Annotated in this window: 15 protein-coding genes and 1 riboswitch; of the genes, 3 read left to right on the top strand and 12 right to left on the bottom strand. The window is 70.0% G+C overall.

The window, feature by feature from the left end:
• Positions 1-6: 6 nt before the first annotated feature.
• From ACIBK4_RS11585 to ACIBK4_RS11575, 3 genes are read right to left on the bottom strand one after another with little or no spacing between them, the layout of a single operon-like run.
• Positions 7-1347 carry an ABC transporter substrate-binding protein gene (locus ACIBK4_RS11585; RefSeq protein ID WP_398994437.1) on the bottom strand — a complete coding sequence of 447 codons (1341 nt, stop codon included), beginning with the start codon at positions 1345-1347 and terminating at the stop codon, positions 7-9.
• 46 nt (positions 1348-1393) lie between these two features.
• Positions 1394-2344 carry a carbohydrate ABC transporter permease gene (locus ACIBK4_RS11580; protein WP_398994436.1) on the bottom strand — a complete coding sequence of 317 codons (951 nt, stop codon included), beginning with the start codon at positions 2342-2344 and terminating at the stop codon, positions 1394-1396.
• 3 nt (positions 2345-2347) lie between these two features.
• A complete protein-coding gene (locus ACIBK4_RS11575) occupies positions 2348-3274 on the bottom strand; it encodes a sugar ABC transporter permease (RefSeq protein WP_318021014.1) in 927 nt (308 codons plus the stop codon).
• A 293-nt stretch (positions 3275-3567) separates the two neighbouring features.
• On the opposite strand from ACIBK4_RS11575, the gene ACIBK4_RS11570 reads away from it, so the two are divergent.
• Positions 3568-4554 (top strand): LacI family DNA-binding transcriptional regulator, encoded by a 987-nt coding sequence (locus ACIBK4_RS11570; protein ID WP_398995038.1) that lies wholly within the window; start codon positions 3568-3570, stop codon positions 4552-4554.
• Between the two features lie 52 nt (positions 4555-4606).
• On the opposite strand, the gene gndA is transcribed toward ACIBK4_RS11570, so the two are convergent.
• Positions 4607-6076 (bottom strand): NADP-dependent phosphogluconate dehydrogenase, encoded by a 1470-nt coding sequence (gene gndA, locus ACIBK4_RS11565; RefSeq protein ID WP_398994435.1) that lies wholly within the window; start codon positions 6074-6076, stop codon positions 4607-4609.
• A gap of 144 nt (positions 6077-6220) precedes the next feature.
• Entirely contained in the window at positions 6221-6754 is a 534-nt protein-coding gene (locus ACIBK4_RS11560) for a hypothetical protein (protein ID WP_398994434.1), read from the bottom strand.
• Positions 6755-6896: 142 nt separating this feature from the next.
• On the opposite strand from ACIBK4_RS11560, the gene ACIBK4_RS11555 reads away from it, so the two are divergent.
• A complete protein-coding gene (locus ACIBK4_RS11555) occupies positions 6897-7754 on the top strand; it encodes an endonuclease/exonuclease/phosphatase family protein (RefSeq protein WP_398994433.1) in 858 nt (285 codons plus the stop codon).
• A 1-nt stretch (position 7755) separates the two neighbouring features.
• Here the strand turns inward: ACIBK4_RS11555 and ACIBK4_RS11550 are convergent, their stop codons facing one another.
• Together ACIBK4_RS11550 and ACIBK4_RS11545 are read right to left on the bottom strand one after the other, a co-directional pair.
• On the bottom strand, positions 7756-8217 hold the full coding sequence (locus ACIBK4_RS11550; RefSeq protein WP_398994432.1) for a hypothetical protein: 462 nt from the start codon (positions 8215-8217) through the stop codon (positions 7756-7758).
• Positions 8218-8414: 197 nt separating this feature from the next.
• Positions 8415-10097 carry an NlpC/P60 family protein gene (locus ACIBK4_RS11545; protein WP_398994431.1) on the bottom strand — a complete coding sequence of 561 codons (1683 nt, stop codon included), beginning with the start codon at positions 10095-10097 and terminating at the stop codon, positions 8415-8417.
• Between the two features lie 8 nt (positions 10098-10105).
• A riboswitch (cyclic di-AMP (ydaO/yuaA leader) is annotated at positions 10106-10279 on the bottom strand.
• Positions 10280-10613: 334 nt separating this feature from the next.
• Here ACIBK4_RS11545 and ACIBK4_RS11540 point away from each other — a divergent pair.
• Positions 10614-12692, top strand: coding sequence for a DUF1996 domain-containing protein (locus ACIBK4_RS11540; protein ID WP_398995037.1), 2079 nt, complete (start codon positions 10614-10616; stop codon positions 12690-12692).
• A 90-nt stretch (positions 12693-12782) separates the two neighbouring features.
• Here the strand turns inward: ACIBK4_RS11540 and ACIBK4_RS11535 are convergent, their stop codons facing one another.
• The 5 genes from ACIBK4_RS11535 to ACIBK4_RS11515 all read right to left on the bottom strand — a co-directional run bounded on the left by ACIBK4_RS11535 (position 12783) and on the right by ACIBK4_RS11515 (position 24751).
• Entirely contained in the window at positions 12783-14237 is a 1455-nt protein-coding gene (locus tag ACIBK4_RS11535) for a glyceraldehyde-3-phosphate dehydrogenase (RefSeq protein WP_398994430.1), read from the bottom strand.
• Between the two features lie 117 nt (positions 14238-14354).
• A complete protein-coding gene (locus ACIBK4_RS11530; RefSeq protein WP_366437420.1) occupies positions 14355-14681 on the bottom strand; it encodes an SCO5918 family protein in 327 nt (108 codons plus the stop codon).
• 62 nt (positions 14682-14743) lie between these two features.
• A complete protein-coding gene (locus ACIBK4_RS11525) occupies positions 14744-16312 on the bottom strand; it encodes a DEAD/DEAH box helicase (RefSeq protein ID WP_398994429.1) in 1569 nt (522 codons plus the stop codon).
• A gap of 180 nt (positions 16313-16492) precedes the next feature.
• Positions 16493-16696: a cold-shock protein gene (locus tag ACIBK4_RS11520; RefSeq protein WP_019056860.1), complete on the bottom strand. Its 204-nt coding sequence runs from the start codon at positions 16694-16696 to the stop codon at positions 16493-16495.
• Positions 16697-16948: 252 nt separating this feature from the next.
• Complete coding sequence (locus ACIBK4_RS11515; RefSeq protein ID WP_398994428.1) at positions 16949-24751, bottom strand: SDR family NAD(P)-dependent oxidoreductase; 7803 nt, start codon at positions 24749-24751, stop codon at positions 16949-16951.
• Positions 24752-24819: the final 68 nt, after the last annotated feature.

The following is a 24819-nucleotide window of genomic DNA, read 5'->3' as shown; positions in this document are numbered from 1 at the left end:
AGCGGGTCACTTGTTGACCGTGAAGCCCTGCTCGTTGCCGTACTTGACCGAGGCGTCCTGCCAGCTCTTCAGACCCTGGGCCAGCGTGGTGCCCGAGATGTAGGCCTTGCCGACGGTGTCGTTGAAGATCGAGTTGGCGTACTGCTGGAAGGGCAGGTACGACCAGTCGGAAGCGACCTCGGACGCGGACTGGGCGAAGATCTTGTTCGCCTGCTGCCCGCCGAAGTACGGGAACGCCTTGTTCTGGAACGCCGCGGACTGCTGCTCGGCCTTGGTGGCCGGGAAGGCGCCCTCGTTCACGCGGGTCTGGACGCCGGCGCCGGCGTTGGCGTACTGGACGAACGCGTAGGCGAGTTCCTTGTTCTTGCCCAGGGTGGGCAGGGTGAGGGACGAACCGCCGTTCTCCGCGCTGGACTTGCCGCCCGCGGTCCACTGCGGCATCGGGGCCGCGCGCCAGTCGCCGGAGGCACCGGCGACACCGCTGACGAAGTTGGCGGGCATCCAGGCGCCGGTGGTCAGGGTGGCGATGGTGCCGTCACCGAGGCCCTTGTACCAGTCGTCGGTCCAGCCGTTGATCGGCGCGAGGAGCTTCTGGTCGATCAGCTTCTGCCAGGTCTCCGTGTACTTCTTGGCGCCCGCGTCCTCGAAGTTGACCGTCACCTTGGTGCCGTCGACCTTGTAGGGGCGCGAACCGGCCTGCCACAGCATGCTGGTGGTGAAGCCCGCGTCACCGGCGTCGTTGGCGATGTACGCCTTCGGGTCGGCCTTGTGCAGCTTCTGGGCCGCGACGACGTACTCGTCCCACGTGGTGGGGACGGCGATCTTGTACTTGTCGAAGACCTTCTTGTTGTAGAACATCGCCATCGGGCCCGAGTCCATCGGCAGGCCGTAGACCTTGGAGCCGTCGCTCACCGCGTTCCACGGACCGGCCGTGTACTTGGAGGCCAGCTTGTCGGCGCCGTAGGGCGCCAGGTCGGTCAGGCCCTTGGTGAGCGAGTACTGGCTCACCGCGAAGTACTCGACCTGGGCGACGTCGGGGACGCCCTTGCCGGCCGCGATCGCGTTCGACAGCGCGGTGTAGTACTTGTCACCGGACTTGTCGCTGACCAGGTTGATCTTGACCTTCGGGTACTTCTTCTCGAAGTCGGCGGCGACCGTCTTCAGCGTGGGCTCCCAGGCCCACACGTTGACCGTGCCGCCCTTCTTCAGGGCCGCCTGGATGTCCGACGCGGAGACTGCCTTGCTGCTGGAACTGCTGTCGTCCGAGCTGCCGCACGCGGTCGCGCCCAGGGAGAGGACGGAGAGGACGGCGAGGCCGCGCAGCAGGCGGCTGGTGGTTCTGCGCATGGAGGTGCTTCCACTTCTTCGTGGGTGGGACTTCTTGAGGGTTGGGTTATTCCTTGACGCTTCCGGCGGCGAGACCCGACTGCCAGTACTTCTGCAGCAGCAGGAACGCGGCGATCAGCGGCACGATGGTGAGCAGCGAACCCGTGATCACCAAGTTGAAGATGACGTCGCCGCCGATGGTCTGGGCCTGGGAGCTCCAGGCGCTCAGGCCCAGGGTCAGCGGGTACCAGTTCGGATCCCTGAGCATGATCAGCGGCAGGAAGTAGTTGTTCCAGGTCGCGACCGTGGTGAACAGCAGCACCGTCACGACACCGGGGGCGAGCAGCGGCAGGGAGACCTGGAAGAAGGTGCGGATCTCGCCCGCGCCGTCGATCCGCGCGGCTTCGAGGAGTTCGACCGGGATGGCCTCGGTGGCGAACACCCACATCAGGTACAGGCCGAACGGCGAGACCAGCGACGGGATGATCACCGCCCACGGGGTGTCCGTCAGCCCCACCTTGCTGAACATCAGGAAGGTCGGCACCGCGAGGGCTGTGCCCGGTACGGCCACGGCGCCGATGACCACGGCGAAGACGGCGCGTTTCCCGGGGAAGTTGAACTTCGCCAGCGCGTAGCCGCCGAGGATCGACAGGAAGGTGGCACCGCCGGCGCCGAGCACGACGTAGAGCAGGGTGTTCAGCAGCCAGCGGCCGAAGATGCCGTCGTGGTAGGTGAACGTGTCGTGGATGTTCGACCAGAGGGCGAACTTGTGGGCGAACCACAGGCCGTTGGAGTCGGAGAGTCCCTGCTGCGTCTTGGTCGCGTTGATGACCAGCCACAGCAGCGGCACCACGGTGTAGACCAGGACCAGACCGGTCAGCACGGTCAGCAGCACGCTGCGCTTGGGGCGCCCGGGGGTGTGCTTCTTGCGGGGTGTGCGCAGGCGGGGCGCGCCCTTGTGGCCTCCGCCGGTCGGCGTGGACGCGGAGGGAGAGGCGGTGGTGACGGGGGTGCTCATGGCTCAGGCTCCCTTGCGCATGCCGCGGAGCTGCACGACGTACGCGATGATCATGGTGATCAGCCCCATGATGATGGCGACCGCCGCTGAGTAGTTGTGCTGCTGTCCGTTGAAGGACAGTGAGTACGTGTAGAAGTTCGGCGTGTAGTCCGTCGTGATCGCGTTGCGTGCCAGCGGTCGCAGGATGCTCGGCTCGTTGAAGAGCTGGAAGCTGCCGATGATCGAGAAGATCGTCGCGATGACCAGGGCGCCGCGGATCGCGGGGAGCTTGATGGCCGTGATGACGCGGAACTGCCCGGCACCGTCGATCTCCGCCGCCTCGTACAGCGAGGTCGGGATGACCCGCAGCGCCGAGTAGAAGATCAGCATGTTGTAGCCGACGAACTCCCAGGTCACGATGTTGCCGATCGACGCCAGCACCAGGTGCGCGGAGAGCGGGTCGGGCAGCGTGACGTCGAACGCGCTGTTGATGTCACCGACCAGACCGAACTGGGTGCCGTACATGAAGCCCCACATCAGGGTGGCCACCACGGCGGGCACGGCGTACGGCAGGAAGATCGAGATCCGGAAGAAGTCCCGGCCGAAGAGCCGGCCGCTGTCCAGGGCGAGCGCCACGAACAGGGCGATGCCGAGCATGATCGGCACCTGGATCACCAGGAACAGCGAGACCCGCTCCAGGGAGGACCAGAACTGGTCGTCCTGGAAGGCCTGCGTGTAGTTGTCCAGGCCGACGAAGTGATTGCCGCCGATGAGCTGGTCGCGGAAGAGGCTGAGATAGATCGAGTACGCGATCGGAGCCAGGAAGACGAAGGCGAAGACCACCGCGAAGGGTCCGATGAAACCCCATCCGGTCCAGGATCGTCGGTCCCGTTTCGCCGACGGCCTGGTAGGAGGCCGAGTCGCGGCCGCAGGGGGTTGAAGCGTCGTCATGTAGTTCCTCGCTCGTCCATCTCGGAACCGGCGTCACACGCCGTCGCGATGTCGCGTAAACAGCACGGTCCGGAACGGCCCCGGCCTGTTATGTTTACGTAAACATCTGATGGCGGCATGTCTACACTGCCCCAATGTCGGTGGTCAAGGGTCGTTTGGGGAAACACGGCCGAGGCGATCGGATCGATATGTGAGGGATACAGGTGGACACAGTGGACGGTGCCTCGGGCGGTACGGAGAAGCCACGCAGACGCAGCGGGAAACGGTCGTCGAGACGCGCCCCGAGCGCGTCCATGGCGGATGTCGCGCGCGTCGCCGGCGTGTCGTCACAGACCGTCTCCCGCGTGTCGAACGGCTTCGCGGGCGTCAACGAGGAGACGCGGCAGCAAGTCCTCGCCGCCATGAAGGAGTTGGGCTACCGGCCCAACAGCGCGGCCCGGGCGCTGAAACGCGGCGAGTTCCGCACCATCGGCGTGATCACCTTCAACCTCTCGACCACCGGCAACATGCGCACCCTGGAGGCGATCGCCACCTCCGCCGCGCACGAGGGCTACGCCGTCACGCTGCTGCCGGTCGCGGTGCCCACCCAGGACGAGGTGCGCGGCGCGTTCTCCCGGCTGGGCGAACTCGCCGTCGACGCGGTCATCGCCATCATGGAGGTCCACCTCCTGGACGCGGCGACCATCTCCCTGCCGCCGCACGTCCAGGTCGTGGTCGCCGACTCCGACGCGGGCGACCGCTACAGCGTGGTCGACACCGACCAGAACGGCGGCGCCCGGGCCGCCGTACGCCACCTCCTCGACCTCGGCCACCGCACGGTCTGGCACCTGGCGGGCCCCGAGGAGTCCTTCGCCGCCCAGCGCCGCGCCGACGCCTGGAGCGCCGAACTCGCCGACGCGGGGCGGTCCGTGCCCCCCGTCGTACGCGGCGACTGGTCCGCGGAGTCCGGCTACCGCGTGGGCCTGGAACTCGCCCAACAGGCCGACTGTACGGCCGTGTTCGCGGCCAACGACCAGATGGCACTGGGTCTGCTGCGGGCCCTGCACGAGCGCGGTCGGCGCATCCCCGAGGACGTCAGTGTCATCGGCTTCGACGACATCCCGGAGGCCGGTTCCTTCCTGCCGCCACTGACCACCGTCCACCAGGACTTCGCCGAGGTCGGCCGCCTGTGCGTCGAGGGTGTCCTACGGCGGATGCGGGACCGCGGCGACGAACACGGCACCACGCTGGTGCCCACGAAACTCGTCATACGCGACAGCACGGCACCGCCCGTCGCATAGGCAGGAGGGCCCTCCCGCGAACCACGCGGGAGGGCCCTCCTGGCGGGGTGACTCAGGCCGTCGTCTCCGGGCGGCCGGGGCGGGACCAGTGCGTGTGGAACATGCCGGTGCGGTCCGTGCGGCCGTAGGTGTGCGCGCCGAAGAAGTCGCGCTGCCCCTGGAGCAGGGCCGCCGGCAGCCGGTCGGCGCGCAGCGTGTCGTAGTGCGACAGCGCGGCGGAGAACGCCGGGACGGGGATGCCGCGGCGGGCCGCGGAGGCGACGACCTCGCGCCAGGGGACCTGCGCGTCGCCGATCTCCCGCGCGAAACTCTCCTCGCCCAGCAGGCTGACCAGCCCCGGGTCCGTCGTGTACGCGGCGCGGATGCGGTCGAGGAAGGAGGCGCGGATGATGCAGCCGCCGCGCCAGATCCCGGCGACCGCGGCGAGGTCGATCGACCAGTCGAACTCGGTCGCCGCGTCCTGGATCATCTTCCAGCCCTGGTCGTAGGCGATGACCTTCGAGGCGTACAGCGCCTGCTCGACCTGGGCGGTGAACCGGTCGGCCTCGGTGCGGCTCAGCGGGGGAGTGGTGCCGCCGGGCAGGCCGCGGTAGGCCGCGCGCAGGTCGCCCTGGCTGGACGAGGCGCGGGCGAAGGTGGCCTGCGCGATCGCGGTGACCGGCGAACCCAGCTCCAGCGCGGTCTGCACGGTCCAGCGCCCGGTGCCCTTCTGGCCGGCCGCGTCGGTGACGATGTCGACGAACGGCTTGCCGGTCTCCGCGTCGGTGTGGGCGAGGACCTCGGCGGTGATCTCGATCAGATAGGAACCGAGCCGCCCCTCGTTCCAGCGCCGGAAGATCTCCGCGATCTCGGCCGGGCTGTAGCCGCCGACCTGGCGCAGCAGGTCGTACGCCTCGGCGATGAGCTGCATGTCGGCGTACTCGATGCCGTTGTGCACCATCTTGACGAAGTGCCCGGCGCCGTCGGTCCCGATGTGCGTGGAACAGGGCTCGCCGTCGACCTTCGCGCTCACGGACTCGAACATCGGGCCCAGCACGGCGTACGACTCCGCCGAACCGCCGGGCATGATGGAGGGCCCGTTCAGCGCGCCCTCCTCGCCGCCGGAGACACCGGCGCCGACGAAGTGCAGGCCCTGCTCGCGCAGGGCGGCCTCGCGGCGGCGGGTGTCGGCGAAGTGGGCGTTGCCGCCGTCGATGATCATGTCGCCGGGCTCCATGAGCGCGGCGAACTCGTCGATCACGGCATCGGTGGCCGGACCGGCCTGCACCATGATCATCAGGCGGCGGGGCTTTTCGAGCGCGGCCACGAACTCCTGTGCCGTCTCGGCCGGGACGAAGGCGCCCTCGTCGCCGTACTCCTTCATCAACTCGTGGGTGCGGTGCGGCGACCGGTTGTGGACGGCCACCGTGTAGCCGTTGCGGGCGAAGTTGCGCGCGAGGTTGCGGCCCATCACGCCGAGGCCGGTGACGCCGATCTGGGCGGTTCCGTCGGCGGCGGGGTCGTGCGGTGCGGATGCGTTCATGGGGTGCCTGTTCTCCGAGTCGGTGACGTGGCGGGTCGGCGCTGGGCGCCCATGACCGCAGGTACGTCTGTGATCGCGAAAAGACTCGAAGTACAGGCCCCCGATTCGTAATTCGTTACGGCCGCGCGTCGCCGGAACCCGGTCTCAGCAGCCCGAACCGGTCGGAGTGAACTCCACGCGCGCGTGCTCGTCCGCACCGCGCACCTCGTCGTAGGCGGCGCGCGTGACCTGGTACCAGACGTCGTCCTTGGCCGTGTTGCCGCCGACGTCGTCCAGGCTCACGCACCAGCGTTCCTTGCGGACGGTCCGGGTGTACGTCTCGGTGCCGCTGCGCACCTTCGCGCACTTGCGGTACTGCTCCGTGGTGGTCCAGGTGCGGGTCTTCTTCTTGGTGCCCGACCCCGAACTGGACTTGTGCTGCACCTTCTTGGTGGCGGGCGTGCACTTGGTCACGGTGTGCGGCCGAGTGGCCTTCGTCGTCTGTCCGGCGAGGTGCCGGACCGCATCGCGGAGGCCGGTCACGGTGTCGGGGGTGGGCTGGGCCTTCGGCGCGGTGGTGCTCGCACCGCTCTGGACCACGCTGGACGTGGAACCCGAACTGTCACCGGTCCCGCATGCGTTGAGCGCTCCGATCAGAAGTGCTGTGAGTCCGCCCGCTATCAGTCGTTTGGTGAACATGCCCCCGCCGCCCGTGTTTTGGAAACGGTCAGCGTAGCCGACGGCCGGGGTGCGGCAACGGGAGCCGAGTGGGCCGGGGCGTGTCGTCCTCGGAGGTTGCCGTCCGCTCGCCGGGGCGGGCTCCGTACAATGCGGCCTGACCATGGGTGAGTTACTGGTGAGATGCGCGACGTTCAACGTGCTGCACGGTCAGCGGATCGGGCCGGACGGCCGGCCGGAGACCGCTGCCCCCGGCGATCCCTCGGGACCCCTCGCCGAGGCCGTCGCGGGCCTGGACGCGGACGTGGTGGCACTCCAGGAGATCGACTGTCTCCAGGAGCGGTCGGGCGGTGTCGATCAGGCCGCCGTCGCCGCCGCCGCGATGGGCGCACGCGACTGGCGCTACGCGACGGCGCTGCACTGCCGTTCCGTACCCGGCCGGGGCTGGGTCCCCGACCCGGCCGAGCCCGGGATGCGCGTCTACGGTCCCGAGAGGCAGCCCGAAGTCTCTTCGCACGGAGTGGCGTTGCTGTCCCGGCTCCCGGTCCACGAGTGGCGGGCGCTACGGCTTCCGCCGGCGCCCTTCGGCATGCCGTTGCGGGTGGCCGGGCGGGCCGCTCCGGTGCTGGCCCGGGATCAGCCGCGGGCCGCCCTGGCCGCCGTACTGGAAGGGCCGCACGGCCCGTTCACCGTCGTGGCCGTCCATCTCTCGTTCGTGCCGGGGTGGAACCTCGGGCAACTGCGCACCGTGCGCCGCTGGATCGCCGATCTGCCCCAACCCCAGGTCCTGATGGGCGACTTCAACCTGATCGGCGCGCTGCCCCGGGCCACGCTCAACGCGACCTCGCGGCGGGTCTGGCGAGGGTCCGCCCGTCAGGCGACCTTCCCCTCGCACCGCCCGCTCGTCCAGCTCGACCACATCCTGCTGAACGGGCTCGGCGTGGACGCCGTAGGGGCGGTGGACGTGCCGAGGACGGCGATCTCGGATCACCGGCCGCTGGTGGTGGAGCTGGCGCTCTGAGTCAGTTCCAGAGGGGGTAGGTCACCGTGTGCTGGAACTTGTCCGGCCTCGCGCCGGGGTACGTCAGGGTGATCTCGCCGTACTGCCGTACCTGCGGGTGCCGCTTCCAGGTCTGCGAGGTGTCGAGCCGCACGGCGACCGGATACGAGTGGAACTTGCCGACCGCGCAGTAGGGCTTGCAGTCGTTCACCACGTTGACGCCCGTGGCCGTGGCGGAGTTGGCGTTCCAGGACGTCCAACGCAGCGACGTGAGGCGGCTGTTGCCGTCGCCGCAGGCGAGCATGAAGTCGGTGGGGCGCACCTCGGGGTGCCACAGACAGTCGACGAGCACGGGACTTTGGGGCTGCCGGGACGAGGCGGTCGGCGTGGGGTCCGCCGTGGCCGCGGACGAGGTGCCGACGGCCGGCGCGAGCAGGGCGGCGGCACAGAGCGTGACGACTCCCACCATGGTGTGTTTGTACATGTCCGCTCCCGGCCGCCTCTTCGTCCTCGTCGCCCCGCACCGGCGGTGGGCCCGCCTGCCGGGGCACGGTCGTCGTGTCTCTGTCGACGCTACGACCGTGTCCCAGGATGCACCACTTGTACAGGCCGACGACGCGGTTGGCCGGGAGTGTCGCGGGGTGTGCGGTCAGGGCCGGGAAATGCCCGGCCCTGATCGGATCAGGCGGGCCGTACGGCGCCCCGGATGGCGGCGGCACCGGCGTAGAAGATCGACTCCTCGCGTATCGGCGTCCCCGGGCTCGGCGCGTGGATCATCAGGCCGTTGCCGGTGTAGAGGCCGACGTGGTCGATGCTGTCGTGGAAGAAGATCAGGTCACCGGGGCGGATGTCCGTGAGCGGGACGAGGGCGCCGGCGCCGGACTGTTCCTGAGCGGTGCGCGGGAGGAGGACGCCGGCGGCCTTCCAGGCGGCCTGGGTGAGGCTGGAGCAGTCGTACGCGTCCGGTCCCGCCGCGCCCCACAGGCAGGGCCTGCCGATCTGTGCGCGGGCGAAGGCGAGCGCGGTGCTGGTCTTGCTGAGCGTGCTGGGGTCCTGCGGTACGGCTGCCGCGGGCGCCGGGCTGATGGTCGGCGCCGGGGGAAGAATGATCTCCGGGGCCATCGTCGGAGCCGTGGGCAGGGTGAACTCGGGAGCGACGGCCGGGGCCGCGGCGAAGGAGACCTCGGCGGCGGGCGGGGTCGGCTGCCACTCCTGCCGCGGCGGACGCCAGTCCGGCTCCGGCGTGGCGTACGAGGTCCGCTGCTCGGTCACCATGGGCATCTGGCCGGTGGACCATGCCTGTTGCTCGGGGACGATCGGCATCTGGCCGGTGGACCAAGCTGGTTGCTCGGGCGCGATCGGCATCTGCCCCGTGGACCAAGCTGGTTGCTCAGGGACGATGGGCATCTGGCCTGTGGACCAGGCCTGCTGCTCGGGGATGACGGGCATCTGCCCGGTGGCCCAAGCCTGTTGTTCGGGCACGATCGGCATCTGGCCCGTGGCCCACGCCTGTTGTTCGGGCACGACGGGCATCTGGCCGGTCGACCACGCCTGCGGCTCCGGGACCATCGGCATGGACCCGGTCGACCAAGTCGTCTCCGGGGTGGGCCAGTTGGTCTGCGCGGGCGGCCAGGTGGCACCCGTTGGGGCCGATTCGGTGCGCGGCGCCGCGATGTACGGGAGCAGCTCCAGGTCCGCGGTGAGCGGGTCGAAGACCGGCGCCGGGGCGGCGGCCGCGAGGGTGAGTTGCTGCGGTTCCACGACGGGTGCGGGCGGTACTTCGATGGCAGGCACGGGCGGCAGGTCGAGGACGGTCGCCTGCGGCATCTGAGCCATCTGCTGCATCTGGGGTGCCTGCGGCGCGGCGGGCGGCAGCGCGGCGACCGGCAGAGCAGTCAACTCCGCTACCGGGGAGGCGAGTTGCGGGGTGGCGAGCGCCGGCGCAGAAGTGCCTGCGGTCAGTTCGGCCACGGCGCGGCCGGGCGGCGCTTCGAGCGCTCGGCCGCCGCCCTCGGTCTCGGGGCGTCGTTCGGACCGCTCGGAACGGGGTGCCGCCGGACGCGCGGGAGTCCTGCCCGGCGGCAGGACCGCCGGTACGGTCGGGCCGAGTTGGGCACGGGCCCGGTCGAACCACTGCTTGGTGACGGCGTCGAGAGCGGGGTCGGAAGGACGCGACGCGCCAGGACGGGGCTCGACGCGCTGACGCGGACCCCCGGACATCTTGCGCGTGGCGTTGTAGTTTCCGGTGGCTGTCTCGGCCCTGTCGTAAAGGGAGTTGATCCGCCGCTGCACTTCGTCACGGCTGGGTCGGTCGTCCACGGTGGGGCCACTGCCTCCGGTGCGCGTACGTCGTTCTGCCGGCATGGCAGACGTGCTCCTTCCGTATCGCGCCTACCGGGTTAGCTGTCGGGTTCGGGCGGCCGATCACGGAAGGATTGCCCTACGACCCTTGCCCGGACGGGCAGTTGGGCCGATTCACCCCAAGTCGGTTGGGTCCCCGGTTCCGGCTGTCGCGAGCGACACACCGGATTCGGCGCAAACCGTGCGGCCCGGCGCTGATCGCCGGAGTAGGTCGTACGGTCTGAGCGTCAACTTAGCCAACGTGTGTGCCTCGTGTGAAGGTTGAAGCGCGATATGTCCGATACGTTTTTGTGACCTTTACCTCTCCCAAACGTGTCCCGGGCTCATGAGCCCGCCGAGCCGGGTGATCCATATGAGGTCGCTATGAATTTTTGGGACGGTTGAACACACCGGCATCCGGCTCCGTATTGGAACGGGGGATTTCCATGCCGGGACGATCCGGGCCGACCGATACGTGTAGGAGCAACTTCCTTGGCACGCAACACGCGCAGACGCCCCACGGGCGCACGACGCGCGACGATGGCAGCAGTCGCCCTGATGCTGGGCGGCGGAGGACTGGTGGCGGCGAACGTCTACGCGTCGGCGTCCGAAGGCTGGGGTGGTGATTCCGCCCAACAAGGGTCTCCGGACGCGGCGTCGGACGCCGCCACGATCGACTGCCCGGACATCGGCACCCAGTTGACGACGGTCCCGGACGAGGCGAAGACCGAGGTCGACGCCCAACTCGCGCTTCTGGACCAGCAGATAACCGAGGCCTACCAGAAACTGAGGGACTCGACGGAGTCCATACGCCAGGACGCCTCCTTCGCCGACAACGCGATCATGAATCCGTTGAAAGAGAAGCGGGCCGCGACGATCAGCCGGATCGACGACGCCATCGACCGTGTCGGCGACCGCCCGGAGGGACTCGACGCGCTCGCCGGCTGCACTCTGATCGCCCCCACGAACGAGAACGGTGACCAGGGCGGCGACGGGAACGGCAACGGCAACGGCGACGACCAGAGCGCCAGTGCGAGCGCGAGCGCCAGTGCCAGTGCCGGCGGCCAGGGCAACCAGCCGGTCGCCAATGGGCCGGTCGCCTCGGACTACGCGGACATCACCTCCGTACAGCCCAACGTGAACACCCCGCAGGACCAGGCCGACGCCTCCCGCGGCACGTTCGTCACCGCGTGTGGCGTGAACGAGAACGGCCTGTTCAACTCGGACAACGTGATCGTCGCCCCCGGTGTCACCAACGGCGCCCACCACTTCCACGACTACATCGGCAACCAGTCCAACAACGCGTTCGCCAGCGACGACGACCTGGCGAAGGCGAACACGAGCTGTGAGAACCCGGGCGACAAGTCCACGTACTACTGGCCCGTGTTGCGCCTCCAGAACGGCAAGCAGGAGCGGGACGCGGACAAGCCCGGCGGCGGCACCGAGGGCAACTCCGGGCAGATCGTCACGGCCAAGGCGGCCACGCTGACCTTCGTGGGCAACCCGAAGAGCAAGGTCGTCGCGATGCCGCGCCTCCTGCGCATCATCACCGGCGACGCCAAGGCCTTCGTGAACGGCCCGGCCAACGCCAACGCCTCCTGGAGCTGCACCGGGTTCGAGGACCGGCAGCTCAAGGACAAGTACCCGCTCTGCCCGGCCGGCAGCGACGTGGTGCGCACCTTCAAGTTCCAGAGCTGCTGGGACGGCCGCAACATCGACAGCGCCAACCACCGTACCCACGTGGCCTTCGAGGCCGCCGACGGCTCCTGCCCGACGGGCTTCGAGGCCATCCCGCAGCTGGTCCAGCGGATCGTCTACGACGTCGACGCGCCGAGCCTCCAGGACGGCGGCAAGACGACCCCGCTGTTCGCGGTGGACTCCTTCCCCGAGCAGCAGCACAAGCCGGTCACGGACCACGGCGACTTCATCAACGTCTTCGACGAGGGCCTGATGAAGGACATGGTCACCTGCATCAACGACGGCGAGAAGTGCGGCGCCGGGACGAACAACGACCCCGGCGGCTCGGGCGACGGCTCCGGCTCCGGTGGCGGCTCGGGTTCGGGTGGCGGTTCGGGTGAGCCGCAGGAGTCCCCGTCGGCCACCGACACCGCTACGGCGGCGCCCACGGACACCGCGTCCGACGAGCCCGCCGGGAACGGCGGCAACGAGGGGAACGGCGACAACGGCGGCAACGCCGGGAATGGTGACAACGGCGGGAACGGCGACAACGGTGGCCAGGTCAGCGCGGATCCCGCGACGAGCGCCCCGGACACCGAGACCAACGCCCCCGAGCCCACCGACACCCAGAGCACCGACCCCGGTGACCTGACGACCGCCGTCTCGATCCCCAAGGCGGACACGAAGACCGAAGGCTCCAAGTCGTCCGAGACGCAGGGGAGTTCGGACGACGGCTCGGGCGGCGAGGTCGGCAGCGCCGTGACGACACCGCCCGCCTCGTCCTCGGGCGGGGAGAGCTACGGCGTCGTAGGCCCGAACCAACCGCAGGCGCAGGGCGGGCTGGCGGAGACCGGCGCGAACCTGTGGCCCGCGGTGGCCGGCGCGCTGCTGCTCGTCGCCGGATTCGTCGTGCTGTACCGAGGCAAGCGCAGTACACGCTGACACAGCGCACGTCGGTGACAACGACGGCCCGGCCGCCCGCACTTGGGGGAGGCCGGGCCGTCACACGTTCGCGTGCCGGGGCAGAGGACGTCAGACAGCCGGTGCGGGGTAGGTCGGATACTCGACCCCGGAGACATGCTGGACGACCCGGACGACCTGGCAGGAGTAGCCGAACTCGTTGTCGTACCAGAGGTAGAGGATCGCGTTGTCGCCGTCGACCTTGGTGGCGCCGGCGTCGATGATCGAGGCGTGGCGCGAGCCCATGAAGTCGCTGGACACCGCGTCGGGGGCGGTGGTGAAGTCGATCTGCCGTTTCAGCGGGGATGTCAGCGACACGTCACGCAGGTAGTCGAGGACCTCGGCGCGGGTGGTCTCGCGGCCCAGGCGCAGGCTGAGGATGGCGATCGACACGTCCGGCACCGGGACCCGGATCGAGCTGCCGGTGATCGGCGCCTTGAGGTCGGGCAGCGCCTTCGCGACGGCGGAGGCGGCCCCGGTCTCGGTGATGACCATGTTCAGCGGCGCCGAACGGCCGCGCCGGTCGGCCTTGTGGTAATTGTCCAGCAGGTTCTGGTCGTTGGTGAACGAGTGGACGGTCTCCACATGGCCGCGCAGCACACCGTACTCGTCGGCCATCGCCTTGAGGGGCGGCACGATCGCGTTGGTGGTGCAGGACGCGCAGGACAGGATCCGCTCGTCCGGCTTGATGGTGTCGTGGTTGACGCCGTGCACGATGTTGGGGACGTCGTCCTTGCCGGGCGCGGTCAGCACGACCTTGTCGATGCCGGGCCGCAGATGCTGCGAAAGTCCTTCGCGGTCACGCCACTTGCCCGTGTTGTCGATGAGGATGGCGTTCTTGATGCCGTACGCCGTGTAGTCGACCTCCGACGGGTCGCCCGCGTAGATCACCTTGATCTCGTTGCCGTTGGCGATGATCGTGCCGTTCGCCTCGTCGACGGTGATCGTGCCCTGGAACTGGCCGTGGATCGAGTCGCGACGGAGCAGCGAGGCCCGCTTCACGAGATCTTCTTCGGCCCGCCCCCCACCCCGCCGTACGACGATGGCGCGCAGCCGCAGCCCGTTGCCCGAGCCGGCCTTCTCGATGAGCAGGCGCGCGACCAGGCGGCCGATGCGACCGAAGCCGTAGAGGACGACGTCGCGGCCCTCCCGGCTCTCGATCTTGTTGGCGCCGGTGGCACCGGCGACGGCCTCGGCGGTGAACTCCTCGGCGGACAAGCCGCGTTCGTCGCTCCGGTGGGTCGCGGCGAGCATGCCGATGTCGATCTGCGAGGGGCCCAGGTCGAGCACGGTGAGGGCGCGCAGATACGGCAGGGTCTCGGTGACGGAGAGTTCCTCGCCGTCGATCTGGCGGGCGAACCGGTGGGTCTTGAGGATGCTGACCACCGACTTGTTGACCAGGGAGCGGCTGTGCAGCAGGACCGTGACGTCCCGCTCGCGATGCAGCTTCCCGATCATCGGGATCATCGACTCCGCGATCTCCTCGCGGGTCTTCCAGTTGGTGAACGAGTCCTCGTTGACAGGCACAGGTTTCTCTTTCGAGCTAGACGGCGCTCATATGCTAACCCGCTGTTCATCCGCTCGTTCCGTAGGGGTGCCGCAGCCTGCGCCCAGGGGTCCCTCTCGGCTGTACTGGTGGTACTTCTACACGGTTTCCGACACGTCCTGGGCCGCGCCGCTGCCCAGCAGCGCCGACGCGTTCTCGAACGGCGTGAGCTCGTGCACGGGCGCCGCCTCGGGCAGGCCGTGGCAGGTGAAGCCGAGCCGGGTCATGGCCCGGACGACCTCACCGCTGTTGAAGTCACGGGGGTCCTGCCGGGTGATGACCTGCCCCACCTGCTTGACGGGGTAGCGGCGCCGCCCGATGGTCACGGACTCACCCGTGATCAGCTCGGGCTTGATGCCCTTCATCGTCTCCAGGACACCCATCTTGGTGAGGTCGAAGGGATACCGGGCGATGACACAGCGCATGTTGCCTCACAGAGAGAAGGAGGATCGGGCTGAACGGGCGCCCGAAGGCGCCGAGTTGGTCCTCAGGCCGCAGGGCCGAAGGACGACCGTCGCTGTCCCCGGCTGCTGCTTCCGCTGGCGCCGCCGCTGCGCCGCGCGGCGCCACCGGCGGACGACCGGCCACCCTCGCCGGCCGGACGGCCACGACGGCCCCGGGACGAGGAGGAGGACGGGCGACGGGTGCGCTCGCGCTCCACGACCGGGGCCTGGATGACGACCGGGACGCCGGACGGAGCCTGAGCGCCCGTGATCCGGGTCAGCTCCTCCTCGCCCGAGCGCACGGAGGTGACCTCCGGGGTGATGCCGGCCGCGACCATCAGACGGGTGAAGTCACGGCGCTGGTCGGGGGTGACCAGCGTGACGACACTGCCGGACTCGCCCGCACGGGCCGTGCGGCCGCCGCGGTGCAGATAGTCCTTGGGGTCGGTGGGCGGGTCGACGTTGACGACCAGGTCGAGGTTGTCGACGTGGATGCCGCGTGCCGCGACGTTGGTCGCCACCAGCGCCGTCACATGCCCGTCCTTGAACTGGGCGAGCGTGCGGGTGCGCTGCGGCTGGGACTTGCCGCCGTGCAGACCGGCCGCACGGACACCGTTGTTCAGCAGGTGCTTCACCAGCCGGTCCACCGCGTGCTTGGTGTCCAGGAACATGATGACCCGGCCCTCGCGCGCCGCGATCTCGGTGGTCGCCCGCTGCTTGTCCGTGCCGTGGACGTGCAGGACGTGGTGCTCCATCGTCGTGACCGCGCCCGCGGAGGGGTCGACGGAGTGGACGACGGGGTCGGTCAGGTAACGGCGGACCAGGAGGTCCACGTTGCGGTCCAGGGTGGCCGAGAACAGCATCCGCTGTCCGCCCGGCTGCACCTGGTCGAGCAGCGCGGTGACCTGCGGCATGAAGCCCATGTCGGCCATCTGGTCGGCCTCGTCGAGGACGGTGATGGTGACACCGTCGAGCCGGCAGTCGCCGCGCTCGATGAGGTCCTTGAGGCGTCCCGGAGTCGCGACCACGACCTCCGCGCCACCGCGCAGTGCCCCGGCCTGACGGCCGATCGACATACCGCCGACGACGGTGGTCATCCGCACGCTCACGGCGCGGGCGTACGGGGTGAGCGCGTCGGTGACCTGCTGGGCCAGCTCACGGGTGGGGACGAGGACGAGCGCGAGCGGCTGACGCGGCTCGGCGCGGCGGCCCGCCGTACGCGCCAGCATCGCCAGGCCGAAGGCCAGGGTCTTGCCGGAGCCGGTGCGGCCGCGGCCGAGCACGTCGCGCCCGGCAAGGGAGTTGGGGAGCGTAGTGGCCTGGATCGGGAACGGGACGGTGACGCCCTCGTGACCGAGCGCGGCCAACAGCTTTGCGGGCATGTCGAGTTCGGCGAACGACTCCACGGCGGGCAGGCCGGGGGTGACCGTCTTCGGCAGCGCGAACTCGCCCTGGAGGGCGACCGGTCGGCCACCGCCGCCCTTGGAGCGGCGCGGCGCGCCGGCGCGGTTGCCGGACGGAGCTGCCGAGCGGTAGCCGCCGCCGCTCTTTCCGGATTCCGGATTCCCATTACGCTTTCGCGAGAAACGGTCATTCGTACGTGCGCGGTTCAAAATGTGGAACCTTCCTTGATATGGCACGTATCAAGGAATTCCCGCGGTGAATGAACGGCGCAGAGAATCGCAAGAACGAGCCGGTGGCTTCGGCGGAATATCGCCGAAAGCATGGGAAATGCAGCGAGCTGGGGCCCGCACCCCAAGGTGCGGGCCCCAGCTGCGAAGTAAACGTCGTCGTTACGCAGGAACGATGTTCTCGGCCGTCGGGCCCTTCTGGCCCTGCGCGATGTCGAAGGTCACCTTCTGACCCTCCTGCAGCTCGCGGAAGCCCTGGGCGGCGATGTTCGAGTAGTGGGCGAAGACGTCAGCGCCGCCACCGTCCTGCTCGATGAAGCCGAAACCCTTTTCCGCGTTGAACCACTTCACGGTGCCACTAGCCATTTTGTTCTCCTTCGGGGCGGTCACCGGAGCCCACAGTGTGCGGACTCCGTGTCGCCGTGATGATCACCCCGCCGGAATAAAACCGGACACACAAAAAAATGCTCCACCGTCCCGGAGGGCGGTGCGGGCATCTGAAGGGTTTGGCAACCACAACTGCAACTGAGATCAATAGTAGCACGGCGCGATCGGCCGTGTGCGGTCGTTAATTTCATTTCTCATGTCGCCGACGTAGATATTGGGTTTCGTGCCGGACTACGCCGGTGCGTCGATCCAGTCACGGATGACCTTGGCCGTCGTCGCGGCGTCCTCCTCCAACACGCTGAGATGCGTGCCGGCGGTGTCCACCGTGTCCCCTGCACCCGGCCAGGACGAACGCCACTCCCGCGGCATGTCCGCCAGTGGCTCGGAGGCACGCACCAACAGGGTGGGCACCTCGACGGGCTCGGGCTGCCACCCCCGGAACATCCGGGTGTACGCGCCCAGCGACAGCAACGTCAGATCGTCCACCATCGTGTCGAACGTCTCGCCGGCCATCAGCGGAATCCGGGCCGGCAGGGACAGCAGCCACGGCTCGGCCTCCCGGTCCGGAGTGACGTGGTACGAGTCGATCAGCACCAGCCCGGCCGGGGCGGCACCGAGGTCCGCCAGCCGAGTGGCGAGCGCGTGGGCGGCCGTACCGCCCATGGAATGACCGACCAACACGTAACGCCGGTCGCCGAGTTGATCCCCTACGGCCGTGGCGTGTGCCTCCGTCAGCGACTCCAGGTCCCGTGCCACCGCGTCTCCGTCGTCGATCCCGGGGTGCCGCACCTCGAAGACGTCCCGCTCGCCCTCGAAACAGGGGGCGAGCCCCGCGTACCAGGGGCGCCCCAGATTGCTGGCGAAACCGGGAACACAGACGAGGGCCGGCCCCCGGGTACCGGCGGCCAGCCGCAACGGCGGCAGCGCGTGCCGGGCAGCCTCCTCGGGACCGAACGCGGGCGCGCCGATGGACGCGGTCACCAGGAGATGCATGGCCGATACGACATCACCGGTCTCGCAGACCTTCCGGTACAGGGCCGGCAGTGACCGCCCGGCACCGCGCCCGCGCTGCCCTGGCCCCACCGGCGACGGGACGGTCGCGACGGAGACCTCGTCGGACAGGCCGCCCCGCAGCTCGCCGTACAGATGCTCGGCGAGCTGCTCCGTGTCCGGCCAGTCGTAGGCCACGGTGACCGCGAGGGGTGTCCCCGTGAGCAGGCTCAGCCGGTTGCAGAGCATGACCCGCATCAAGGAGTCGAGGCCCAGTTCCGAGAAGTCCCGGTCGACCGCGTCGGCGTCGGTGTGACCGAGCACACCGGCCACCTCGGTCCGGATCAGCGCCCGCAGCGCGGGTAGCCGCTCGGGCACGGGCAGCGCCGCGAGCCGGTCCCGCCAGGATCCGGCGACACCCTCCGCCGGGATGATGGAAGAGGCCGACTGCCGGTTCGCACGGAACAGCCCACGCAGGGGCGGCGGGACGACGGTCCCGGCCGGAACGGCATTCGGCGAACGGTCCAACGGCAGTGGCGCGAGGACCGGTTCACCGCTGCCGAGCGCGGCGTCGAAGAGCGCGAACGCCTGCTCAGGAGAGACCGCACGCACCGGCCCGCCGTGAACCCGGCCGCTGCGAGCCGCCATACCCTCGTCGTCGGCCCACGCACCCCAGACCAACGACAGCGCGGGCAGGCCGAGTTCGGCGCGATGGCGGGCGAGCGCGTCCAGGAACGAGTTCGCCGCCGCGTAGTTGGCCTGACCGGGGTTGCCCAGCAGCCCGGCCGCCGACGAGAACAGCACGAACCGCGCCAGTGGCAGATCCTTCGTCAACTCGTGCAACTGCCAGGCCGCGTAGGCCTTCGGCCGCAGTACGGCCGTCAGTCGCTCGGGTGTCATCGAAGCCAGCACGCCGTCGTGCAGCACCCCGGCCGCGTGCACTACGGCGGTCAGGTCGGGCCCGAACCTCTCGACTACGGCGGCGAGTTGGTCCCGCTCGGCGATGTCGCAGGCCACGAGGTCCACCTGCGCGCCCGCCCGCTGGAGGTCGTCCCGCAACTCCCGTGCGCCCGGCGCCTGTTCGCCTCGACGGCTGACGAGCACGAGCCGCCGAACTCCATGCCGGTCGACCAGGTGCCGGGCCAGCATCGCCCCCAAGGACCCGGTGCCACCGGTGATGAGGACGGTGCCGTCGCCGAGCGAGCCGTTGGTCGCGGAACCGGGTGCGGCCGCCAGTCGGGGGACACTCAACATGCCTTCGCGGACGGCGATTTGGGGTTCGCCGGTGGCGAGGGCCGCGGACACCTGTCGTAGTGACTCGGGGCGGCCGTCGACGTCCACCAGGGTGAGGCGCCCGGGGTACTCCGACTGCGCGGTCCGCAGCAGGCCCCAGACCGTGGCGGCGGGCAGGTCGGGGGAGGCCTCGGCGGCGCCGCGTGTGACCACGGCCAGCCGCCCGGAACCGGCGAGATGTGTTTGCAGCAACTCCATTGCCCGCACGGTCAGTTCGTGCGCTGCGGCGGCCGGGTCCGCGCTCGCGCCGCCGGGAGCCGACAAGGAGGCCACGACCAACTCCGGCGTCTTCTCGGACCAGGACGACTCGTCGTCGGCGGAGGCGAGGAACGCGGCGAGGTTCAGGTCATCCGTCTCCGACATCGCTACGGTGGGTGCCTCGCCGGTGCTCGGAACGCTCGTCCAGCGCAGCCGGTACAGCTCTCCGGCCGGAGTGGGCCCCATCTCCGGTGCGGGGCGGGTCGTCATCGACTCCAACCGGGCCACGGGTGCGCCCGTCGGAGTGGCGAGGTCGAGGGTGATCGAGTCCGGGCCGGTCGTCGTCATCCGGACGCGCAGTGCCGTCGCACCCGTGACGTGCAGGGTCAACCCCCGCCAGGCGAACGGCAGTCGGGGTGCCCCGGTCGGGGGTTCGGCGAGGAGCCCCGGGTGCAGGGCGGCGTCCAGCAGGGCCGGGTGGAGCATGTGGTGCCGGGCGTCCGCGACCGGCAACGGGCGCACCTCGGCGAACAGTTCAGCGTCCCGCCGCCACAACGCCGTGACGCCTTGGAACGCCGGACCATATGCCAGCCCGGCCTCGGCCACCCGCTCGTAGGCACCGGCGAGATCCACCCGCGTAGCACCCGCCGGCGGCCACGCCGTGAGGGAGACCGCGTCGGCCAGGACACCCGGGCCGAGCCGACCCGTCGCGTGCTGGGTCCAAGTGCCCAGCGCACCGGATTCCTCGGGCCGTGCATACACGTCCGCGCTTCGACGCCCGGAGTCGTCGGGCTCGCCCAGGACCACCTGGAGTTGGACGCCCGCTTCGTCGTCCTCGGGGAGGAACAGCGGGTTGAGCAGGGCGAGTTCCTCCAATGCGGCGAGACCGCACAGGTCGCCCGCGTGCAGCACGAGGTCGGCGAACGCGGCGCCAGGTACGAGAGTGTGGCCGCCCACGACGTGATCGCGCAGCCATGGCTGGGCCGCCCCGGACAACCGGCCCGTGCACAGCAGGCGTTCTGTGCCCGGCACCGTGACCGTCTGGGTGAGCAGCGGGTGTCCGGTACCGGCGGTCGCGTTCGTACCGGTGTCGGGCAGCCAGTAGCGCTGCCGCTGGAAGGGATAGGTCGGCAGCCCGTCGACCCGTCGGGCACCGCTGTCCGCGTACACACGGCGCCAGTCCAACCGCACACCGTGGACGTGGAGTTGGCCGAGTGCGTCGAACACCGTCCGCGCCTCGGCGCCGTCTCGGCGGGCCGCCGGGGTGAAGAGGAGTTCCTTGCCGGTCCCGGCCAGGCTCGCCGCGACCTGGGCCGTGAGCTGGGCGTCCGGACCGATCTCGGTGAACGCGGTCACCCGTCCCTCGTGTGCCAGCCAGTGCACGGCGTCCCCGAACCGCACGGCCTCACGGGCATGCCGTACCCAGTACTCGGCCGACCGCAGCTCGTCTCCGGTGGCCGGGAGCCCGGTCAGGCCCGACATCACCGGGATGGTGGGGTCCCTGTACGTCAACTCGCGTGCCACACGGTCGAATTCGGCGAGCATCGGCTCCATGAGCGGGGAGTGGAAGGCGTGGCTGACCCGTAGCCGGACGGTACGACGGCCGCGTACGGCGAACCGCTCCGCGAGCGCGAGGACCGGCGCCTCCGCGCCGGAGACGACAACCGCACGGGGGCCGTTCACGGCCGCGATCGCGACCCCGTCGGTCAGCTCGGACGTCACCTCCGCCTCGGTGGCGTCGAGTGCCACCATGGCACCGCCCTCTGGCAACTCGCTCATCAACCGCCCCCGCGCAGCGACCAGTTCGACGGCGTCCGCCTCGGACAGCACGCTCGCGCAGTGGGCCGCCGCCAGCTCGCCGACCGAGTGTCCGGCGAGGAACTCCGGCCGTACGCCCCAGGATGCGAGCAACCGGAAGACGGACACCTCGAAGGTGAACAGGGCCGCCTGGGCGAAGTCCGTACGGTTCAGCAGCGCGCTCGCGTCGGCATCCCAGAGAACTGAGCGCAGCGGACGCTCCAGGTGCGCGTCGAAGCGCGCGCACAAGGCGTCGAAGGTGGTCGCGAACTCCGGGAAGGTTGCATACAACTCGCTGCCCATGCCCGTCCGTTGGGCTCCTTGGCCGGTGAAGAGCAGTGCCAGGCGGGCGGAGGGGTTGCTGGTGTGTGGCGGGGCGGATGCCGTCAGGGTGTCGAGGGTGGTCAGCGTCGCCGTACGGTCGTCGGTCGGGACGGTGGCTCGGTGGTGGAGTGCTGCTCGGGTGGTGGCGTAAGTGAATGCCACGTCTGACAGGGGGAGTTCAGCGTGCTCGCGCAGGAAGGTGGCAGTGCGGGCGGCCTGTTCGCGCAGGGCCGCCGGGCTCGCGGCGGAGAGCAGCAGCGGGGGTGTCACCGGGCGGCGAAGGGGCGGTCCGTCGGCTACGGCCGCCTCGGGCTCCTCCAGGATTACGTGCGCGTTGGTCCCGCCGATGCCGAACGCCGACACCGCCGCGCGTCGCGGGCGTCCGGGCTCGGGGTGCCACTCCTCGTCCTGGGTCAGCAGCCGTACGGTGCCCGATGACCAGTCCACGTGCGGGGACGGTTCGTCGGCGTGGAGTGTGCGGGGGAGCCGGTCGTGGTGCATCGCCAGCACGGTCTTGATGACGCCGCCGACTCCGGCCGCGGCCTGGGTGTGCCCGAGGTTGGACTTCAACGAGCCGAGCCACAGAGGGCGTTGGGCGGTGTGTTCCTGGCCGTAGGTCGCGAGGAGCGCGTGTGCCTCGATCGGGTCGCCGAGTGCGGTGCCCGTGCCGTGGGCCTCCACCGTGTCGATGTCGGCCGGAGCCAGTCCCGCGTCGGCCAGTGCCGAGCGGATCACCCGTTGCTGGGCAGGGCCGTTGGGCGCGGTGAGGCCGTTGGACGCGCCGTCGGAGTTGACGGCCGAGCCGCGCAGCACGGCGAGTACGGGATGGCCGTTGCGTTGTGCGTCGGAGAGCCGTTCCAGCAGGACCAGGCCGACGCCCTCGCCCCAGGCGGTGCCGTCGGCCGCCGCCGAGAAGGGCTTGCAGCGGCCGTCCGGGGCCAGTCCGCGCAGTCTGCTGAACGCGATGAACGGGCCGGGCGAGGCCATCACCGTGACCCCGCCGGCCACGGCGAGCGAGCACTCCCCGTCGCGCAGGGACCGTACCGCCGAGTGCATCGCGACCAGCGACGACGAGCACGCGGTGTCCACCGTCACGGCGGGCCCGCGCAGCCCCAGCGTGTAGGCGATACGGCCGGAGGCCACGCTGCCCGCCGAACCGAGGGCGAGGTGCGCCTCCAACTCGTGGCCGCCGCGGTGCAGTAGACGGCTCGCGTAGGTGGCGTGCATGACGCCGACGAAGACGCCGGTGTCGCTGTCGCGCATACCGGCGGGGTCCATGCCCGCCCGCTCCAGCAACTCCCAGCCGGTCTCCAGGAGTAGTCGCTGCTGGGGGTCGGTGGCGAGGGCCTCGCGGGGCGACATGGTGAAGAAGGCCGCGTCGAAGTCGGCCGCGCGGTCCACGAATCCACCCCGGCGCGTGACGGACTTGCCGAGCTGGTCGGGGTCCGGGTCGTAGAGGTCGGCAACGTTCCAGCCACGGTCGGCGGGGAAGTCGGAGGTCGCGTCGGTGCCGTCGGAGACCAACTGCCATAGATCCTCCGGGGATTCGACTCCGCCCGGGTAGCGGCAGGCCATGGCCACGATGGCGATCGGCTCTCCGGGTTCGGCGTCATGGCCGATTCCGGTGGTACGTGCGGGGCCGTCGCCGTGCAGCGCCTCGCGCACCAGGGTCGCCACGGCGGCGGGCGTGGGGTGGTCGAACACCAGCGTCGCGGGCAGCGCGAGGCCGGTCGCCGTGCCCAGGCGGTCGCGCAGCAGGACAGCGCCGAGCGAGGTCAACCCCTGTTCGTTGAACGGCACTTCGGGGGCCAGCTCCCGCAGATCCATGTCGAGAGTCCGGGCCGTCACTTCGAGAACCAGGTCGAGTACGGCGTCGGACGCGGCCGCGAGCCGCTTGCGCAGGGCAGCCGACGCGGTCGTACGCTCCGCTGCGAGACGCTCGGGCAGCTGCTCGGCGAGTACGGCCCGGGCGATCTTGCCGGAGGCGGTACGGGGGAGGGACGCGGTCGGGTAGATCTCGTCCGGCACCTTGAACCCGGACAGCCGTTCGCGGCAGGCGGTGAGGGCCAGCGCCGTGTCGACACCGTCCGGGCCGGGCACGACGAACGCCACCGGCACTTCGCCCAGCACATCGTGCTGTCGGCCGACCACAGCGGCGTCGGTGATGTCGGGGCGGGCCAGCAGCACCCGCTCCACTTCGGCGGGGTTGATGTTCACGCCGCCCCGGATGATCAACTCCTTGACCCGGCCGGTGACATGGAGATGACCGTTCGGGTCGCGTCGACCGAGGTCCCCGGTGCGGTACCAGCCGTCGGTGAACGCCTCGGCGGTCGCGTCCGGGCGGTTGTGGTAGCCGGCCATCAGCCCGGGCCCGCGCACCCAGATCTCGCCCTCGTCCCCTTCGCCGATCTCGGCACCGGTGGACGGATCGGTGATCCTGACGTCCAGCACCAGCAGCGGAAAGCCACGCGAGGGATCGTCGCGGGGGCCGTCGAGACGCTCGATCGCGATCTTGCCACAGGTCTCCGTGGAGCCGTAGCCGTCCAACAGGGGTGCGGCCAGGGTCAGTTCGACCTCGGATCGCAGCTCGGGGGAGCAGGGTGCGCCTCCGCTCACGCACACTCGCAGCGAGGGCGGCACCGGACGCGCGGTCTCCCGCAGCGACTCCAGCAGAAGGCGGTAGGTGGCGGGCACCCCGCCCAGAATCGTGAACTGCTCGGCGGCCAGCGCCTCGGCGACGTTCGCGCCGGGGGTGAGGACCCGTGCGGTCGCACCGACCGAGAGGATGCCCAACAGGCATACGGAGTGGCCGAGGGCGTGGAACATCGGCAACGGCCAGAGCAGTCGGTCCTGTTGCTCCAGTCCGAACGCCGGCACGTAGGCCGCCGTCACCGACCACAGTCCCGAACGTTGCGTGGAGACAACGCCCTTGCTCTGTCCGGTGGTGCCGGAGGTGTAGTGGATCCAGGCCGGCTCGTCGAGATCGAGGTCGTCACGGGGCGCCGTACCCGACTCCGTACCGGCAAGGCTCTCGAAGGCGATCGCGCCCTCGGTCGGGTCGTCCTGTCCGACGACGATCACCCGCTGCACGGAGGCGAGTTGGGCGAGCGGTCCCTCACTCACCACCGCCGCGGCACCGCAGTCGTCGAGGAAGTACGCCAACTCCTCTTCCGAAGCGGTGGGGTTGAGCAGCACGCCGATCGCCCCGGCGCGCAGCACCCCCAGCCAGGTCTCCACCAGCTCCACCTGGTTGCCCAGATGGATCGCGACCCGGTCCCCACGCCGCACCCCGAGCCGAACCAAATGGCCCGCCACTCGGGCGGTGCGTTGCTCCAACTCCCCGTAGGTGACGGCCCGTCGGTCGTCCCGGTACGCGGTCTTCCCGCCGATCCGAGCCGCGTGCTCCCGCAGGATGTCCGGCAGTGTACGCACCGACTCGCCCCCGTAAATTCCCATTCCCACCCTTTCGTTCCCCCGCAATGAGCGGTCACCGTACGACA

Origin of the sequence: Streptomyces sp. NPDC050528 (assembly GCF_044457795.1) — a bacterium.
Lineage (GTDB): Bacteria > Actinomycetota > Actinomycetes > Streptomycetales > Streptomycetaceae > Streptomyces.
The sequence above is the reverse complement of the archived record's forward strand: the minus strand, read 5'-3'. Positions and strand labels throughout refer to the sequence as shown.

What these genes read in the sequence shown, in the direction of transcription:
- ACIBK4_RS11585 (WP_398994437.1), bottom strand. Translation starts at nt 1,347, where the DNA reads ATGCGCAGAACCACCAGCCGCCTGCTGCGCGGCCTCGCCGTCCTCTCC.
- ACIBK4_RS11580 (WP_398994436.1), bottom strand. Translation starts at nt 2,344, where the DNA reads ATGAGCACCCCCGTCACCACCGCCTCTCCCTCCGCGTCCACGCCGACC.
- ACIBK4_RS11575 (WP_318021014.1), bottom strand. Translation starts at nt 3,274, where the DNA reads ATGACGACGCTTCAACCCCCTGCGGCCGCGACTCGGCCTCCTACCAGG.
- ACIBK4_RS11570 (WP_398995038.1), top strand. Translation starts at nt 3,568, where the DNA reads ATGGCGGATGTCGCGCGCGTCGCCGGCGTGTCGTCACAGACCGTCTCC.
- gndA (WP_398994435.1), bottom strand. Translation starts at nt 6,076, where the DNA reads ATGAACGCATCCGCACCGCACGACCCCGCCGCCGACGGAACCGCCCAG.
- ACIBK4_RS11560 (WP_398994434.1), bottom strand. Translation starts at nt 6,754, where the DNA reads ATGTTCACCAAACGACTGATAGCGGGCGGACTCACAGCACTTCTGATC.
- ACIBK4_RS11555 (WP_398994433.1), top strand. Translation starts at nt 6,897, where the DNA reads ATGGGTGAGTTACTGGTGAGATGCGCGACGTTCAACGTGCTGCACGGT.
- ACIBK4_RS11550 (WP_398994432.1), bottom strand. Translation starts at nt 8,217, where the DNA reads ATGTACAAACACACCATGGTGGGAGTCGTCACGCTCTGTGCCGCCGCC.
- ACIBK4_RS11545 (WP_398994431.1), bottom strand. Translation starts at nt 10,097, where the DNA reads ATGCCGGCAGAACGACGTACGCGCACCGGAGGCAGTGGCCCCACCGTG.
- ACIBK4_RS11540 (WP_398995037.1), top strand. Translation starts at nt 10,614, where the DNA reads ATGGCAGCAGTCGCCCTGATGCTGGGCGGCGGAGGACTGGTGGCGGCG.
- ACIBK4_RS11530 (WP_366437420.1), bottom strand. Translation starts at nt 14,681, where the DNA reads ATGCGCTGTGTCATCGCCCGGTATCCCTTCGACCTCACCAAGATGGGT.
- ACIBK4_RS11520 (WP_019056860.1), bottom strand. Translation starts at nt 16,696, where the DNA reads ATGGCTAGTGGCACCGTGAAGTGGTTCAACGCGGAAAAGGGTTTCGGC.